Consider the following 15,202-nt stretch of genomic DNA (forward strand, 5'->3'; position numbering starts at 1 on the left):
CCCACCCTTCCGTCCCCCCCCCCCCCCCCCCCCCCCCCCCCCTCCCCCCCCCCCCCCTCCCCCTCCCCCCCCCCCCCCCCCCCCCCCCCCCCCCCCCCCCCCCCCCCCCCCCCCCCCCCCCCCCCCCCCGCTCCGGCGTCACGGGATCTCGTCGTGCTTCACCACGGGCACGGCGGTGGCGCCCCGGCGGTGCAGCACCGAATGCCGCCGGCTGTACGCGAAGTACACGACGACGCCCAGCGCCATCCACACCAGGAACCGCACCCACGTCAACGCGGTCAGGTTCAGCATCAGCCACAGGCACGCCAGGATCGCCAGCACCGGCACCAGCGGCACCAACGGCACGCGGAAGCCGCGCGGCAGGTCCGGCCGGGTCTTGCGCAGCACCAGGACGCCCGCCGAGACCAGGATGAACGCGAACAGCGTGCCCACGTTCACCATCTCCTCCAGCCTGCCCGCCGGGAAGAAGCCCGCCGCGACGGCGACCAGCACACCGATGATCACGGTGATCCGGAACGGCGTGCCGTGCTTGCCCGTGCGCGCCAGGCCGCGCGGCAGCAGGCCGTCACGCGACATCGCGAACAGCACCCGCGACTGGCCGAGCATCAGCACCATCACCACCGTGGTCAGACCGGCGAGCGCGCCCACCGAGATCACCGTGGCCGCCCAGTCGACGCCGTTGGCCGAGAACGCCGTCGCCAACGTCGCCCGCGTGCCGTCGGGCTGGGTCTTGAGCTGGTCGTACGGCAGCATCCCGGTGATCACCAGCGACACCGCCACGTACAGCACGGTCACGATCGCCAGCGACCCGAGGATGCCGCGCGGCACGGCGCGCTGCGGGTCGCGGGTCTCCTCGGCGGTCGTCGCGACCACGTCGAAGCCGATGAACGCGAAGAACACCAGCGACGCCGCGGCCAACAGCCCCAGCACGCCGTACGTGCTGCCCTCGAAGCCCGTGACCAGCGAGAACAGCGACTGCTCCAACCCGGACCCGGCGGCGCCGCCGGACTCGGCGGGCGGGATGTACGGGGTGTAGTTCTCCGCCTTGACGTACCCGATGCCGAGCACGACCACGAGCAGCACGACGGCCACCTTCACCGCCGTGATCACCGCGCTCACCCGCGACGACAGCTTCGTGCCGATCACCAGCAGCGTCGTCAGCACGGCGATGAGCAGCAACGAGCCCCAGTCGACGTCGACCCCGCCGACCGACGCGGTGGTCTTCACCGCCACGCCGAACTGCCCCAGCACCGTCTGCAGGTACAGCGACCAGCCCTTGGCCACCGCCGCCGCGCCGACCGCGAACTCCAGCACCAGGTCCCAGCCGATGATCCACGCCATGAACTCGCCGAACGTCGCGTACGAGAACGTGTACGCGCTGCCGGCCACCGGCACGGTCGAGGCGAACTCCGCGTAGCACAACGCGGCCAGCGCGCAGGCCACCGCCGCGAGCACGAACGCCAACGACACCGACGGCCCCGCGAGGTTGCCCGCGGTGGACGCGGTGAGCGTGAAGATGCCCGCGCCGATCACGACCGCGACGCCGAAGACCGTCAGGTCCCACGCGGTGAGGTCCTTGCGGAGTCTGGTGTCCGGCTCGTCGGTGTCCGCGATCGACTGCTCTACCGACTTCGTGCGCCACAGCCCGTTGCCCGGCACGGTGGTCCTCCTGTGCTCGATCGCCTGCTCCGACGCGTCCCCGCGCCCTGGTCGGTGTTGGTGCTTTCAGCCTAAAGGTGGGTACCGACAAATGGCGGCACCGGTAGTTTTCGCGCATGACAGTGCTCTGCCTGGACGTCGGCTCGACGTGGACCAAGGGCGCCCTCGTGTCGCACGCCGGCGAGTTGCTCGGCACCGCACAGCACCCGACTACCCCGCCGGAGGTGCTTCAAGGCATCGACGCCGTCACACGTGCCCTGGGCCCCGCCGAGCACACCCTCGCCTGCTCCTCGGCGGGCGGCGGGCTGCGGCTCGCGGTCGTCGGGCAGGAACGGCTGGTCAGCGCCGAGGCCGGGTACCGGGTGGCGTTGTCGGCGGGCGCGAAGGTCGTGCACGTCTCGGCCGGCCCGCTCGACGGCGCTGGCGTGCGGGCGTTGCGCGCGGCCCGGCCGGACCTGGTCCTCCTGGTCGGCGGCACGGACGGCGGCGACGAGTCGGTGCTCCTGCACAACGCGGCCAGGCTGGGCCGGCTCGCGTGCCCGATCGTGCTCGCCGGCAACGTCGAGGCCCAGCCGGCGGCGGCCGACCTGCTCGCCGCGCGGACCGTCGTGCGGACCGCGAACGTGCTGCCGGACGTGGGCGAGCTCGCGCCGGGGCCGGCCCGCGCGGCGATCCGCGAGGTGTTCCTCCGGCACGTGATCGGCGGCAAGGGCCTGTCCCGGGGCCGGAGGTTCCGCGAGCTCGTGCGCGCCGTGACCCCGGACGCCGTGCTGAGCGGCGTGTCCCGGCTGGCCATGCAGGACCACGAGGGCGCGGTGCTCGTGGTGGACGTCGGCGGCGCCACCACGGACGTCTACTCCGCGGTGTCCACTGTGGAAGGTCCGGAGCGGACGGTGGCGCTGCCGCCCGACCGCCGCACCGTCGAGGGCGACCTCGGCCTGCGCTGGTCCGCACCCGGCGTGGTGGCCGAGGCGCTCGCGGAGAAGCTGATCGACAAGGACGAAGCCCTCGTGCTGGGGCGGGAGGCCGCCGCCCGGGCCGCCGACGTGAGCTGGCTGCCCGACGACCCGACCGCGGACCACCGGCTGGCCGCGCTCGCCGCCGTGCTGGCCGTCCGCCGCCACCTCAGGCTCGTCGACGGCCAACTCGGACCGCAGGGCGCGGGCCTGCTGGTGCTCTCCGGCGGCGTCTTCCGGCACGCCGAGTCGACCGCCGACGTCGAACGCGTGCTGCGCGCCGACCCCGTCCTGCGCCCGATCCTGCGCACGGCGGCGATCGCGGTCGACCGCGACTACGTGCTGGCCCCGGCGGGCCTGCTCGCCGAGACCGGCCGCACCGCGGCGGCCGACCGGCTGCTCACGTCGGTTCGGTCAACGGCGAGCTGATCGGCGCCCGCCGCGCGGTCGGCAGCACGGGAGGCGACGGCGGGTCCGTCGTCTCCAGGCCCGCCGCGATGGCGATCGCCCGGTCCCACTCGGGGTCGGAGGTGTAGTCGGCGTGCCGGTTCACGCCCGCCGCCCACCGGCGACCGGGGAACGGACCGCGCTGCGGGTCCGGCAGCCAGTGGTCGCCGCCGAGCACCAGCGCGCCCGTCGGACCGCGCAACGCCGGCGGCAACGCGCCCGACGTGCCGTCCGGCCGGAACCCCGCGCCGAGCAGCATCCCGTCGAACACCTGCCGGTCCCACGTCATCACCGCGCCGCCCAACGCGTCCGTGCCGCGGCACAGCGCGCGCCACCGCCCGGCCAGCCCGCCCGCCAGCGTCTCCAGCGAGCTGTGCGGCACCACCGCCGGGAACGCCCTCGGGTAGGCCCACTGCAACTGCGACCCCGCCGTGACCAAGCCCACCCGCTCCGCCTCGGCCGGCGGGAGCTCCTCCAGCAGCCGTGCCGCCGCGACCGCCGCGAGCAGGCTGCCCTGGCTGTGCCCGGCCAGCACCACCCGCGTGCCGGGGTCGGCCAGGTGCTCCCGCACCCGCGCCACCAGCTCCGGCACCACCTTCAACGCGTAGCACGGCGGCACCACGGGGTGCGCCTCGCGCGGCCAGAACGCCGCCAGGTCCGCCAGCACCCCGACCTGCCGGGCCTTGTCCGGCCGCCGTGCCGCCAGGTACACGGCCCGGAGCAGCGACAACGCCAGCACGGCCAGCACGACCACGCCGAGCGCGACGACCGGCCGCGCCCACGTGGGCGGGTCGACCTCCCGCAGCCGCAGGAACGCCGCCGGCACCGCGCCGACCGCCAGCACCGTCGACATGATCAGCACCACGTGGTGGCTGTGCCGCCGCTGCCACCGCGCCCACCACCACGCCCGCGCAGCGCGCTTCGCGTCCCGTGCGCGCCCCGAGTGCAACAAGGACGCCTCACGCGCCCACTCCTTGACCCGGCTCTCGTCGCCACCGTGGGGAATCCGCCGGAGGGAGCTCCACCGCATCATCCCGGTGGCCGCCGCCATCGCCACCCCGGCCAGGAACGCCAGCACCCCGGCCACGCCCCACAGCAGCGCGATGTAGTCGTACCCGCGCGGCAGGTCGCCGTACCCGAGCACCCGCCGCGCGGTCAGCGCCACCCCCGCGCCGAACCCGCCGCCGAGCAGCGCGGCCACCGCCACCACCGGCGCGGCCATCCACCCGCCCGCCCACGGCCGCAGCTCGCGCGGCTGCGCCGACCACGTGCGCCGGGCCAGCAACGCGGCGGGCACCAGCAGCACGGCGATCAGCACGCACACCAGCGCCACCATCGCCGCGACCATCTGCACGGCCAGGTCCGCGCCGGGCAGCCGCACCGGCAGCCGGTCCAGCAGCACCACCGCGACCGGCAACGACAGCCACGCCACGGCCTGCAGCACGCGCCGCGGCCGGCGCCCCAGCGCCGCCCGCAGCCACCGGCCGCCCCGGTGCGGCGCGCCGCCGGTCGGGTCGTCCAGCAGCATCGCGCCCAGCGCCGCCACCCCCACCAGCGCCACCCCGAGCACCCAGCACACGGTGATCGCGACGCCGTGGCCGCCGGGCGCGAGCAGGGGACCGGCCGGACCGCCCAACGCGATCACCACGGCCGTGCCCAGGCCCGCGACCACGTGCAGCACCCGCAACGCGGGCGTGTCGGGGTCGGTGGCCACGTGCGCGCCGGGCAGCCCGGACCGCACGCCCTCGGCCGCCGGCACCTCCTTGCGCTCGATCCGCCAGTCCACGCTCGACATCCGGTGCAGCACCAGCACGGCCAGCGCGATCGGCGCCAGGCCCACGACCGCGCGCACCCACGGCGTCGTGCTCAGCCACGACGGGCCCCACAGGCACGTGGCGCCCGGCGCGAGGCACTGCGCGGCCACCAGGTCGAGGCTGATCACCTCCAGCTGGGCGACCAGCAGCACGGTCAGCAGCAGCGCGGCCAACCGGAGCAACGCGCGCAGCGCCACGCCCAGCAGGTGAGCGGGCACGGAACCGGTCGGCGTCGGCGGCAGCATCCAGTGCGCCACGTTCGCCAGCGAGAACGGGAACAGCAGCGCCCACGTCGCCTTGGCCCAGCCGCCGGAGGTCATCGCGCCCCAGACGTAGCCCTCGACCACCCGGGTGACCGGGCGCCCGGCGGCCTGCAACACCGGGCCGGGCGCCGGTCTGCGCAGCCGGTCGGCCGGGCGGACGATGCGGCCGAGCCCGTCGCCCGCCACGTCCACCGCCGCCACCGCGTCGACCAGCGACTGCGGCGTGGTGCCCTGGACACCGTGCACCCGCAGTTCGACCACCCGCGTGTCGGGGCCGGGAATCAGCACAGATCCTCCCGCGAACATCACCTGAGCTTCGCCATACTGGTCCATGGGGGCGCAGATGCCGCCGACCGCCGTGGCCCGGCGTGGCGGGCGGTAGGGTCGGCTCGTCCTACCCGAAGATGGAGGAACCCGCGATGACCGCCGAGAGGCTCCAGACCCGCAACGGCATCGACTTCGCCGTGGCGGACCTCTCCCTGGCCGAGTTCGGCCGCAAAGAGATCCGGCTGGCCGAGCACGAGATGCCCGGCCTGATGGCGTTGCGCCGCGAGTACTCGGAGGTCTACCCGCTCAAGGGCGCGCGGATCTCCGGCTCACTGCACATGACCGTGCAGACCGCCGTCCTGATCGAGACCCTGGTCGCCCTGGGCGCCGAGGTGCGCTGGGCGTCGTGCAACATCTTCTCCACGCAGGACCACGCCGCCGCCGCGGTCGTGGTCGGCCCCCACGGCACCGAGGAGGAGCCCAAGGGCATCCCGTGCTTCGCCTGGAAGGGCGAGACGCTGGAGGAGTACTGGTGGACCGCCGAGTCCATGCTGACCTGGCCGGACGGCGGCGGCCCGAACATGATCCTGGACGACGGCGGCGACGCCACGATGCTCGTCCACAAGGGCCTGCAGTACGAGAAGGCCGGCGTCGTGCCGCAGCCCGAGGCGGACGACCCGGAGGAGTGGAAGATCTTCCTGGGCACGCTGCGCGCCTCGTTGGCGGCCGACAGCGGCAAGTGGACCAAGATCGCCGAGGGCATCCGCGGCGTCACCGAGGAGACCACCACCGGCGTCATGCGGCTGTACCAGCTGGCCGCCGCCGGTGAGCTGCTGTTCCCGGCGATCAACGTCAACGACGCGGTGACCAAGTCGAAGTTCGACAACCGGTACGGCATCCGGCACTCGCTGATCGACGGCATCAACCGCGGCACCGACGTCCTCATGGGCGGCAAGGTGGCCGTGGTCTGCGGTTACGGTGACGTCGGCAAGGGCGCGGCGGACTCGCTGCGCGGCCAGGGCGCCCGCATCATCGTGACCGAGATCGACCCGATCTGCGCGTTGCAGGCGGCGATGGACGGCTACGAGGTCGCGACGCTGGAGGACGTGATCGGCCGCGCCGACATCGTCATCACCACGACCGGCAACAAGGACGTCGTGCGCATCGAGCACATGGCGGCCATGAAGCACCAGGCGATCGTGGGCAACATCGGCCACTTCGACAACGAGATCGACATGGCCGGCCTCGCCCGCTTCCCCGGCATCCGGCGGATCAACATCAAGCCGCAGGTCGACGAGTGGGTGTTCCCGGACGGCCACTCGATCCTGGTGCTGTCGGAGGGCCGCCTGCTCAACCTGGGCAACGCCACCGGCCACCCCAGCTTCGTGATGTCGAACTCGTTCTCCAACCAGGTGATCGCGCAGGTCGAGCTGTTCACCAAGCACCAGGAGTACGACAAGGAGGTGTACCGCCTGCCGAAGGTGCTGGACGAGAAGGTCGCCCGCATCCACCTCGAGGCGCTCGGTGGCAAGCTCACCAAGCTGACCAAGGACCAGGCGGAGTACATCGACGTCGACGTCGAGGGCCCCTACAAGCCCGAGCACTACCGGTACTGAGCCGGCGGATCGTGGGAACGGCCGGGGCGAGCGTCGCCCCGGCCGTTCTCAGGTCCACTCGACGCTGATCCCGGCCACGCCGGGGCCCACGTCCTCGAAGTACGCGCTGGCGAAGCCGCCCAGCCCGCACACCAGCTCCTCCAGGTCCACCGGCACGGCGTCGGCGTCGACCCGGAACTGCTTGGTGCACCGGGCGGGCAGGGCGCGCCGGTTGAACGCCAGTTGCAGCAGGTACCCGCGGCACGGTTCGCGGAACGCCCGCCGGTGGCCGGGTGTCGGCCCGCCCGTGTCGTCCACCACCGTGAAGCTGAACACGTGCTCCTCGCCCTCGGCGAGCCTGCGGTCGAACAGCAGTTCGAACGCCAGCCCGCGCGTGGCCAGCTGCCGGCGCAGCCGACCGAGCCGGCACCCCTCGCCGGGCCGCACGAGCGCGTTGTCGATCAGGCACCCCTCGTCGCCCTGGTGCACGGCCAGGTACCGGTCGGGCCCGGCCTTCGCCGCGCGCACCACCAGCCGGGTGCTGATCGACCGCTGCTCCCGTTCCGGCCCGATCAGCACGGTGTCGTGCACGGACAGCACCTCGATGTCGGTGTTCGCCCCGACGTCGCTGACCGCCTCGAACTCCGACAGCACCGGCACCGGCGACACCCAGCCGCTGGGACGGGCCAGCCGGGGCTGCGGCCGGTTGCCGACGAGCGCCACCAAGGACTCCGGCGGCAGCTTCAGGACGGTCTCCAGCGCGCGCACGGTGGCGATGGCGCGTGGCACCTCGGGGTGCCGCAGCCCGCGCTGCCAGTAGCTGAGCGTCGACTGTCCGACCTGGACGCCGAGCTGCTCCAGGTGCGCCCGCAGGCGGGCCAGGGACAGGCCGCGGTGCGCGATGGCGTCGTGCAGCGCGCGGTGGAACGGGCCGTACCGCAGGGTTTCGGCGAGGCCGCCGGGCAGGCTCCCGGGCGGGTGGGCGGTCTGCTGCTCAACCGGTCTGGCGTGCCCGGAATCCGCGGTCACCGCGGCACCACCCTTTCGCGCAACCGGAAATGGGCTTCACCGTAGTCACTCAATCTGGTGACGCAAAGGATCTCCGATCACCCGACTGGGCGATGTCATGCGGCCGATCGTGAGCGGACGGTGCCCCTTAGGGTGTTCTCGTGGGCAAACTCGTCGTGATCGAGGGCTTGGACGGCGCCGGCAAGCGCACCCTGGCCAAGGCGTTGACCGACGCGCTGGACGCGCGTGGCGCGAAGGTCGCCACGGGCGCCTTCCCGCGTTACGACGAGGACGTGCACGCCGATCTGGTGCGCGACGCGTTGCACGGCAGGCTGGGCGACCTCACGGATTCGGTGTACGGCATGTCGGTCCTCTACGCGCTGGACCGGCGCGGGGCGGCCGACCGGATCCGGGCCGACCTCGACCAGTACGACGTCGTGCTGCTCGACCGGTACGTGGCGTCCAACGCGGCCTACGGCGCGGCCCGGCTGCACCAGGGCGCGGACGGGGAGTTCGTCGAGTGGCTCCGGTCGCTGGAGGTGGATCGCTTCGGGTTGCCGATCCCGGATCTGCACCTGCTCTTGCGCGTGCCGGCGGGCGTCGCGGCGGACCGCGCGGCCAACCGCGAGGTGGAAGAGGCCCGGGGGCGGGACCTGTACGAATCGGACGGTGGGCTGCAAGCGCGCTGCGCCGCCGTGTACGACGGGTTGGCCGCAGCCGCGTGGCTGTCACCGTGGGAAGTGCTGGACGGCACCGTTGACCTGCGCGTCGAGGAGATCCTCGATCGGTGGTTCACCCATTAGTGTTACAAAGTAACAAAACGTCACCACTCCGCCGATGAGTCGCAGAGGATTCGCGTTTCGGCGGGACGAGGTGGGCACGTGGATCGGCGGCAGAGACTGGCTACGGAGTGGACGCGCACGACGACCAGCAGCGATGACCGCTGGGCGGTGCGTGGACTCCCGGCCACTAGTGGGACGATGTTGAGTATGAAGGCACGCGTGCTCGTCGTGGACGACGACCCCGCTCTGGCGGAGATGCTGACCATCGTGCTGCGGGGCGAGGGCTTCGACACCGCTGTGGTGGCCGACGGCGCCCGCGCGCTGCCCGCGCTGCGCGAGCTGAAGCCCGACCTGGTCCTGCTGGACCTGATGCTGCCCGGCATGAACGGCATCGACGTCTGCAAGGCGATCAGGTCCGAGTCGGGCGTACCGATCGTGATGCTGACCGCGAAGAGTGACACGGTGGACGTGGTGCTCGGCCTGGAGTCGGGCGCGGACGACTACGTGGTCAAGCCGTTCAAGCCGAAGGAGCTGGTGGCGCGCATCCGCGCCCGCCTGCGCCGCACCGAGGCGGAGCCCGCCGAGGTGCTCCAGATCGGCGACCTGACCATCGACGTGCCCGGCCACGAGGTGCTGCGCGAGGGCAAGCCGATCCAGCTCACGCCGCTGGAGTTCGACCTGCTCGTGGCGCTGGCCCGCAAGCCGCGCCAGGTGTTCACCCGCGAGGTGCTGCTGGAGCAGGTGTGGGGCTACCGGCACGCCGCGGACACCCGGCTGGTGAACGTCCACGTGCAGCGGCTGCGCTCCAAGGTCGAGCGCGACCCGGAGCACCCCGAGGTGGTGCTGACCGTGCGCGGTGTCGGGTACAAGGCCGGACCTCCGTGATCGGAAAGCGCTGGAGATGACCGAGCGTTGGTTCGACCCCGTGGTGCGCGAGGTGCGCCGCGGGGTCGAACGCGCTCGCAGGCAGGCGATCACGTTCGGCGAGCTGTGGCGGCGCTCGTTGCAGCTGCGGGTCGTGGTGAGCACGCTCGCGCTGTCGTCGGCCGTGGTGTTCGTGCTGGGCATGGTGCTCCAGGTGCAGATCACCGGCCAGCTGCTGGAGACCAAGATCGAGGCGGCGGTCCGGCAGGCCGAGGCGAGCGCGGCGGCGATCCAGCCCGACCTGGCGGGCCTCAACCCCGGCCCCGACAGCGTGAAGACCCGGTTCACCACCGCCCTGAACAAGATCAACACTTCCGGGGTCGACCTCGACCCGACCAGTTCCGGCGCGGGCGCGTTCGAGCCGGTGCTCCGCGACCCCGTCGGCACCGGCTCCGACGGCCTGCCGGTCGCCGTCGGCCAGTACGAGGACGTGCCGGACGGGCTGTTCAAGATGCTCGAACGGGGCAGCGCCGGCTACCAGATCACCACCGTGGAGCGGGAGACCGGACCCACCACGCTGCTGGTCGTCGGCAAACCGGTGAACAGCTCCGCCCGCGCCATGCACCTGTACCTGCTGTTCCCGCTGACCAGCGAACAGGCCACCGCGGACGTCGTGCAGAGCACGCTCGTGGTCGGCGGCGTGGTGCTGCTCCTGCTGCTCGCGCTCATCGCGAACCTGGTCACGCGGCAGGTGGTCCGACCCGTGCGGCAGGCCGCCGAGATCGCCGAGCGGTTCGCCGACGGCAGCCTCGACCAGCGGATGCCCGTGGTCGGCGAGGACGACGTGGCGCGGCTGGCCGAGTCGTACAACGAGATGGCCGCCAGCATCCAGCGCCAGATCCACCAGCTGGAGGAGTTCGGCCAGCTGCAACGCCGGTTCACCTCCGACGTCTCCCACGAGCTGCGCACGCCGTTGACCACCGTGCGGATGGCCGCGGACGTGCTGCACGCCTCGCGCGAGCAGTTCCCCGGCGGCCTGGCCCGGTCGACCGAGCTGCTGGTCGACGAGCTGGACCGGTTCGAGTCGCTGCTCGGCGACCTGCTGGAGATCAGCAGGCTCGACGCGGGCGTCGAGGAGCTGGCCGCCGAGCTGGTCGACATCCGGGTGCTGGCCAGGCGCGCCCACGACGCCGTGCGCGCCATCGCCAACAGCAACGGCACCACGATCGTGATGGACCTGCCCGATCACGAGGTCAACGCCGAGCTGGACTCCCGCCGCGTCGAGCGGATCCTGCGCAACCTGCTGGCCAACGCCATCGACCACGGCGAGGGCCTGCCGGTCGAGCTGACGCTGCGCGGCGACGGCGAGGCGGTCGCGGTGACCGTCCGGGACCACGGCGTCGGCCTGCGCCCCGGCGAGGCCGACCTGGTGTTCAACCGGTTCTGGCGCGCCGACCCGTCCCGCAACCGCCGCACCGGCGGCACCGGCCTCGGCCTGTCGATCAGCCTGGAGGACGCGCGGCTGCACGGCGGCCGGCTGGAGGCGTGGGGCGAACGCGGCCACGGCGCGGTGTTCCGGCTCACCATCCCGTGCCGGCTGGGCCACGAGCTGACGTCCAGCCCGCTGCCGCTCGAACCGCCCGACCTGCCGCCCGTGGTCGAGCCGGAGCCGGGCGAGCCCGAGCCGGTGGAGGAGGTCGAGCTGACCGAGGAGGAGATCACGTGGCAGCCCGCGCAACCGGTCACCGGCGAACGCGAGGAGGTCCGGTGAGGATCCTCGCGGTGCTCCTGGCCGTGCTCGTGGCCGCCGGCTGCGCCGCGATCCCCACCGAGACGTCCCCGATCGCGGTGAACCCGTCGGCGGGCAACGCCACCCAGGCCGCCGCGCCCGAGCCGGTCGAGGACATCGACCCGTTGACGCTGGTCCGCGAGTTCGTCAACGCCTCGGCCAACCCCGAGGGCGACTACGCGGCGGCCAAGGCGTACCTGACCGAGGACGCGAAGAAGGCGTGGAACACCAAGGGCACGCCGACGATCATCGACACCACGTTCAACACCGTGCCGACGCCGGGCGTGACGGCGGACGACAAGAACCGCACCGTGCTGCTGCAAGGGCGCAACGTCGGCCGGTTGCAGCTGGAGGACAACTCGTTCATCCAGCTCATCGGCCCCCTCGACACCCCGATCGGCATCGAGCGCGACGCCGAGGACCAGTGGCGCATCTCCGCGCCCCCCGACGGCGTCTACGTGCCGCTGGGCGGGTTCCAGCAGAACTACCGCCGGGTCACGCTGTTCTTCTACAGCCCGGACTTCAGCGTGCTCGTGCCCGACCCGCGCTGGGTGGTCATCGCGCCGTCCACGTCGATCCCGAGCCGGGTGACGAGCCTGCTGCTCAAGGGGCCCGCGGTGGGCATGAGGGGCGCGCTGGTCTCGGCCATCCCGAACGGCGCCGCGCAGCGCAAGAACACCTCCGAGGCAGACGACGGCGCGCTGGAGGTCGACCTGACCAAGGTCGGCGACATCACGGTGCAGACCGGCAAGCAGATCATCGCCCAGGTGGTGAGGTCGCTCGCGGGCGTGTCCAGCAGCCGGATCCGGGTCCTGGTCGAGGGCCAGCCGATCAGCTCCGAGCAGCTCGAGTGGCGGCCCGCCGACGTGCAGACCGGTGAGGAGCTGGCCACGCCGAACGCGGGCCTCAACGGGATGCTGGTCGGCAACGGGCGGGTCAAGCAGATCAACGGCGACGCGGTGCCCGGACCCGCCGGCTCCGGCGACTACCAGGTGCTGAGCGCGGCGCAGTCGCTAGACGGCAGCCGGCTGGCCGTGGTGAACCGGGTGGCGGGCGACGCCGTGCGGCTGCGGGTCGGGCCGGTGCAGGAGCCGTTGGCCGAGGTCGACCTGCGCGCGTCGACCATGACCAGACCGACGTGGCTGCTCAGCGGGCGCCAGGGCGAGCCGGGCATCGAGGTGTGGACGGTCGCCGACGGCGCGAACGTGGTGCGCGTGATCAAGACCGACAGCGGGTGGACGGCGAACGCGGTCAACGCCTCCGAGCTGGCCGAGCTGGGGCGCATCACCGACCTGCGGCTCTCGCGCGACGGCACGCGGGTGGCGGCCGTGGTGGACGGCAAGCTCGTGGTGGCGGCGGTGGTGCGCGGTCAGGACGCGGCGGTGTCGCTGCGGTCGCCGCGCCACCTGCAGCCGTCCCAGCTGGGCGCCAGCGCGTTGGGGCTGGACTGGCTGGCGCAGGACGTGCTGGTGGTGAGCACGTCGCTGGTCGCCTGGCCGATCGCGAAGGTGAACATCGACGGGGTGCGGGTGGAGCGGTACAACACGTCGAACCTGACCGTGCCGGTGGCGTCCGTCACCGCAGCCCCCGGTCGCAACGTGCTGGCGGTGGACCAGAGCGGGCTGTGGAGCGCGAACGACGTGGGTGACGTGTGGCGTGCGTCGACGACGAAGGTGGAGCCGGGCACCCAGGCCTTCTACCCGGGCTGAGCGGTGTTCGACGGCCGCAGCTCCGCGGGCGGCCCCTCGGCCGCCTGACGCGAGCGTCACGGTGGGCGTCGATCCATCTTCACCCGATCGAGAACGTCGCGCACCTCGGCGGAGGGGCCTGGATTGTCGGTGGTCGCCGGCACCGTGGCGACCGTGCTGATCAACCTGCTGTTCCCGCCCCGCTGTCCCGGCTGCGGTCTGTGGGGCGTGCGGCTCTGTGCCCGCTGCCTGGCCCTCTTCGGGATGCCGAAGCGCGTGCCCGGCGCCGGCCCGCCGGTGTTCGCCCTCGCCGCGTACGCGGGCGCGGCGCGTGAGCTGGTGCTCGCGTTCAAGGAGCGCGGGCGCCGTGAGCTGGCGGCCGTGTTCGGCGCCCTGGTGGCCGCCGCCGTGCCCGGGCTGCCCGGTGTCGGGCCCGCGCCGTGGCTCGTCCCGGCGCCGTCGCGCGCGTCGGCCGCCCGTGCCCGCGGCGGTTCCCACGTGCTGAGAATGGCACGTGCGTCCGGCTTTTCCACGGCGCCCGCGCTCGCGTTCACGAGAGGCGTCCGCGATTCCGTGCGGCTCGACGCGGCCTCGCGAGAGGCGAATCTCGCGGGACGCGTCCGGCTCGTCCCGGATCGCCTGCCACCACCGGGCACATCGGTCGTCCTGCTGGATGACGTCGTGACGACCGGATCGACGGCGCGCGCGTGCGTTTCGGTGTTGAAAGCGGCCGGATTGCGGGTACCCGCTGTCCTCACGCTGACCACCGCACGCGGAACCCACCCACACGGGTGAATCCAGCCGGGAACCTCCCGGGACGCTCGGCCGTTGGCCGGTTATGACGCCCGCGCAGAGGCCGTTCGACGTAACCACTCTGCCGACGGGTGCCTGTGCCGGTCTCGGCCGTTCGGGTGAGCGGTCGTGGGTGTGGCGTTGGAGCGCGCCCGCGTGGCGCGCTGCCGACAGCGGTTTTTCGTCGCTCTGCGTCACGACAAGAAAATCTTGGAGTTCCCCCGCCCCAGGGGCTGTCGCAGCGGCGAATACCGGGCTAACGTGCACCGCTATCAGCGTTCCCGGCACGCGGGGAGGAGGCGAACAGCCCATGACCCTGGCGCCGGTGGGGCGCTGAGGGGCCACCCTCAGCGACATAGTCCGCGAACATGATCGCGAATCCGGCGCCCAAGCGATCCAAAGCCATTGCTCGCAGCAAAGCGAGGGAGGTCGTGTATGGACATCGTCGTTAAGGGCCGCAACGTCGAGGTGCCCGATCACTACAGGGTTCACGTCGCCGAAAAGCTGGCCAGGCTTGAGCGTTACGACCGCAAGGTCATCCGCTTCGACGTGGAGCTTTTCCACGAGCCGAACCGCAGGCAGTCGAAGAACTGCCAGCGCGTCGAGATCACCGGCAAGGGGCGCGGTCCGGTGGTTCGTTCCGAAGCATGTGCGGGCGACTTCTACGCCGCCCTGGACTCCGCGGTGAGCAAGCTCGAGAACCGGTTGCGGCGCTCGCATGACCGCAGGCGCGTGCACCACGGGCGACGTGCCCCGGCATCGGTCGCCGAGGCGACCAGCGGACTCGGGGAGTCCCTGCCGCTGCGCACCGACAGCGACGGCGGTCAGGCACAGGGCATGTGGCTCGGCCACACCGCCGTGCTGGAAGCAGCCGAACCGGAACCCGCGCGCGAGGGCATGGCGGAAGTGCCCGCGCAGCGCTGGGAAGACGGTGTCGAGGACAACCTGCCCGGCCAGATCGTGCGCGAGAAAGAGCACACGGCCAAGCCGATGACCGTCGACCAGGCCCTCTACGAGATGGAACTGGTCGGCCACGACTTCTACCTGTTCTCCGACGCCGACAGCGGCCGTCCGAGCGTCGTCTACCGCCGGAAGGGGTTCGACTACGGCGTGATCAGGTTGGCCTGAGCGCCACCTGACCACGGTCCCCTCACTCGACTTCGCGCGGCCCCCGGCGTCTTCTGCTTGGGTTCTAGTGGTCGTCGCAACACCCCAGTTGGGGAGTTGTGGTGGATTTCGAGATCCGGGATCGGTCGGTCAACCTGGGCGGTCGGCGTC

11 protein-coding genes are annotated in these 15,202 nt (G+C 72.5%); 8 read left to right on the forward strand and 3 right to left on the reverse strand.

Features of this window, described 5'->3' with window-relative positions:
* Positions 1-138 precede the first annotated feature (138 nt).
* Positions 139-1,659 carry an amino acid permease gene (locus ACZ7GX_RS44765; RefSeq protein ID WP_498786759.1) on the reverse strand — a complete coding sequence of 507 codons (1,521 nt, stop codon included), beginning with the start codon at positions 1,657-1,659 and terminating at the stop codon, positions 139-141.
* A gap of 116 nt (positions 1,660-1,775) precedes the next feature.
* Between ACZ7GX_RS44765 and ACZ7GX_RS44770 the strand changes: the two genes are divergently transcribed.
* On the forward strand, positions 1,776-3,044 hold the full coding sequence (locus ACZ7GX_RS44770; RefSeq protein ID WP_498786760.1) for a glutamate mutase L: 1,269 nt from the start codon (positions 1,776-1,778) through the stop codon (positions 3,042-3,044).
* On the opposite strand, the gene ACZ7GX_RS44775 is transcribed toward ACZ7GX_RS44770, so the two are convergent.
* Positions 3,016-5,427: a hypothetical protein gene (locus tag ACZ7GX_RS44775; RefSeq protein WP_498786761.1), complete on the reverse strand. Its 2,412-nt coding sequence runs from the start codon at positions 5,425-5,427 to the stop codon at positions 3,016-3,018. The two genes, ACZ7GX_RS44770 and ACZ7GX_RS44775, sit on opposite strands and share 29 nt — an antisense overlap.
* Positions 5,428-5,558: 131 nt before the next feature.
* Between ACZ7GX_RS44775 and ahcY the strand changes: the two genes are divergently transcribed.
* Positions 5,559-7,022 (forward strand): adenosylhomocysteinase, encoded by a 1,464-nt coding sequence (gene ahcY / locus ACZ7GX_RS44780; protein WP_498786762.1) that lies wholly within the window; start codon positions 5,559-5,561, stop codon positions 7,020-7,022.
* A 48-nt stretch (positions 7,023-7,070) separates the two neighbouring features.
* Here the strand turns inward: ahcY and ACZ7GX_RS44785 are convergent, their stop codons facing one another.
* Positions 7,071-8,030: a hypothetical protein gene (locus ACZ7GX_RS44785; protein WP_498786763.1), complete on the reverse strand. Its 960-nt coding sequence runs from the start codon at positions 8,028-8,030 to the stop codon at positions 7,071-7,073.
* A 140-nt stretch (positions 8,031-8,170) separates the two neighbouring features.
* Between ACZ7GX_RS44785 and ACZ7GX_RS44790 the strand changes: the two genes are divergently transcribed.
* From ACZ7GX_RS44790 to hpf, 6 genes are all read left to right on the forward strand, one after another.
* Positions 8,171-8,812, forward strand: coding sequence for a dTMP kinase (locus tag ACZ7GX_RS44790; RefSeq protein ID WP_498786764.1), 642 nt, complete (start codon positions 8,171-8,173; stop codon positions 8,810-8,812).
* A gap of 186 nt (positions 8,813-8,998) precedes the next feature.
* The gene (mtrA, locus tag ACZ7GX_RS44795) at positions 8,999-9,676 is read left to right on the forward strand and encodes an MtrAB system response regulator MtrA (protein WP_015104936.1); all 678 of its coding nucleotides are present in this window, start codon (positions 8,999-9,001) and stop codon (positions 9,674-9,676) included.
* A 16-nt stretch (positions 9,677-9,692) separates the two neighbouring features.
* Complete coding sequence (gene mtrB, locus ACZ7GX_RS44800; protein WP_498786765.1) at positions 9,693-11,426, forward strand: MtrAB system histidine kinase MtrB; 1,734 nt, start codon at positions 9,693-9,695, stop codon at positions 11,424-11,426.
* Positions 11,423-13,153 (forward strand): LpqB family beta-propeller domain-containing protein, encoded by a 1,731-nt coding sequence (locus ACZ7GX_RS44805; protein WP_498786766.1) that lies wholly within the window; start codon positions 11,423-11,425, stop codon positions 13,151-13,153. Before mtrB ends, ACZ7GX_RS44805 begins: the two co-directional genes overlap by 4 nt.
* 153 nt (positions 13,154-13,306) lie before the next feature.
* Positions 13,307-13,927 carry a ComF family protein gene (locus ACZ7GX_RS44810; protein ID WP_498786767.1) on the forward strand — a complete coding sequence of 207 codons (621 nt, stop codon included), beginning with the start codon at positions 13,307-13,309 and terminating at the stop codon, positions 13,925-13,927.
* A 432-nt stretch (positions 13,928-14,359) separates the two neighbouring features.
* Positions 14,360-15,052, forward strand: coding sequence for a ribosome hibernation-promoting factor, HPF/YfiA family (gene hpf, locus ACZ7GX_RS44815; RefSeq protein WP_498786768.1), 693 nt, complete (start codon positions 14,360-14,362; stop codon positions 15,050-15,052).
* Positions 15,053-15,202 lie beyond the last annotated feature (150 nt).

The organism is Actinosynnema sp. NPDC037264 (assembly GCF_055603705.1).

Coding starts and splice junctions, on each gene's coding strand:
- ACZ7GX_RS44770 (WP_498786760.1), top strand. CDS start 1,776: ATGACAGTGCTCTGCCTGGACGTCGGCTCGACGTGGACCAAGGGCGCC.
- ahcY (WP_498786762.1), top strand. CDS start 5,559: ATGACCGCCGAGAGGCTCCAGACCCGCAACGGCATCGACTTCGCCGTG.
- mtrA (WP_015104936.1), top strand. CDS start 8,999: ATGAAGGCACGCGTGCTCGTCGTGGACGACGACCCCGCTCTGGCGGAG.
- mtrB (WP_498786765.1), top strand. CDS start 9,693: ATGACCGAGCGTTGGTTCGACCCCGTGGTGCGCGAGGTGCGCCGCGGG.
- hpf (WP_498786768.1), top strand. CDS start 14,360: ATGGACATCGTCGTTAAGGGCCGCAACGTCGAGGTGCCCGATCACTAC.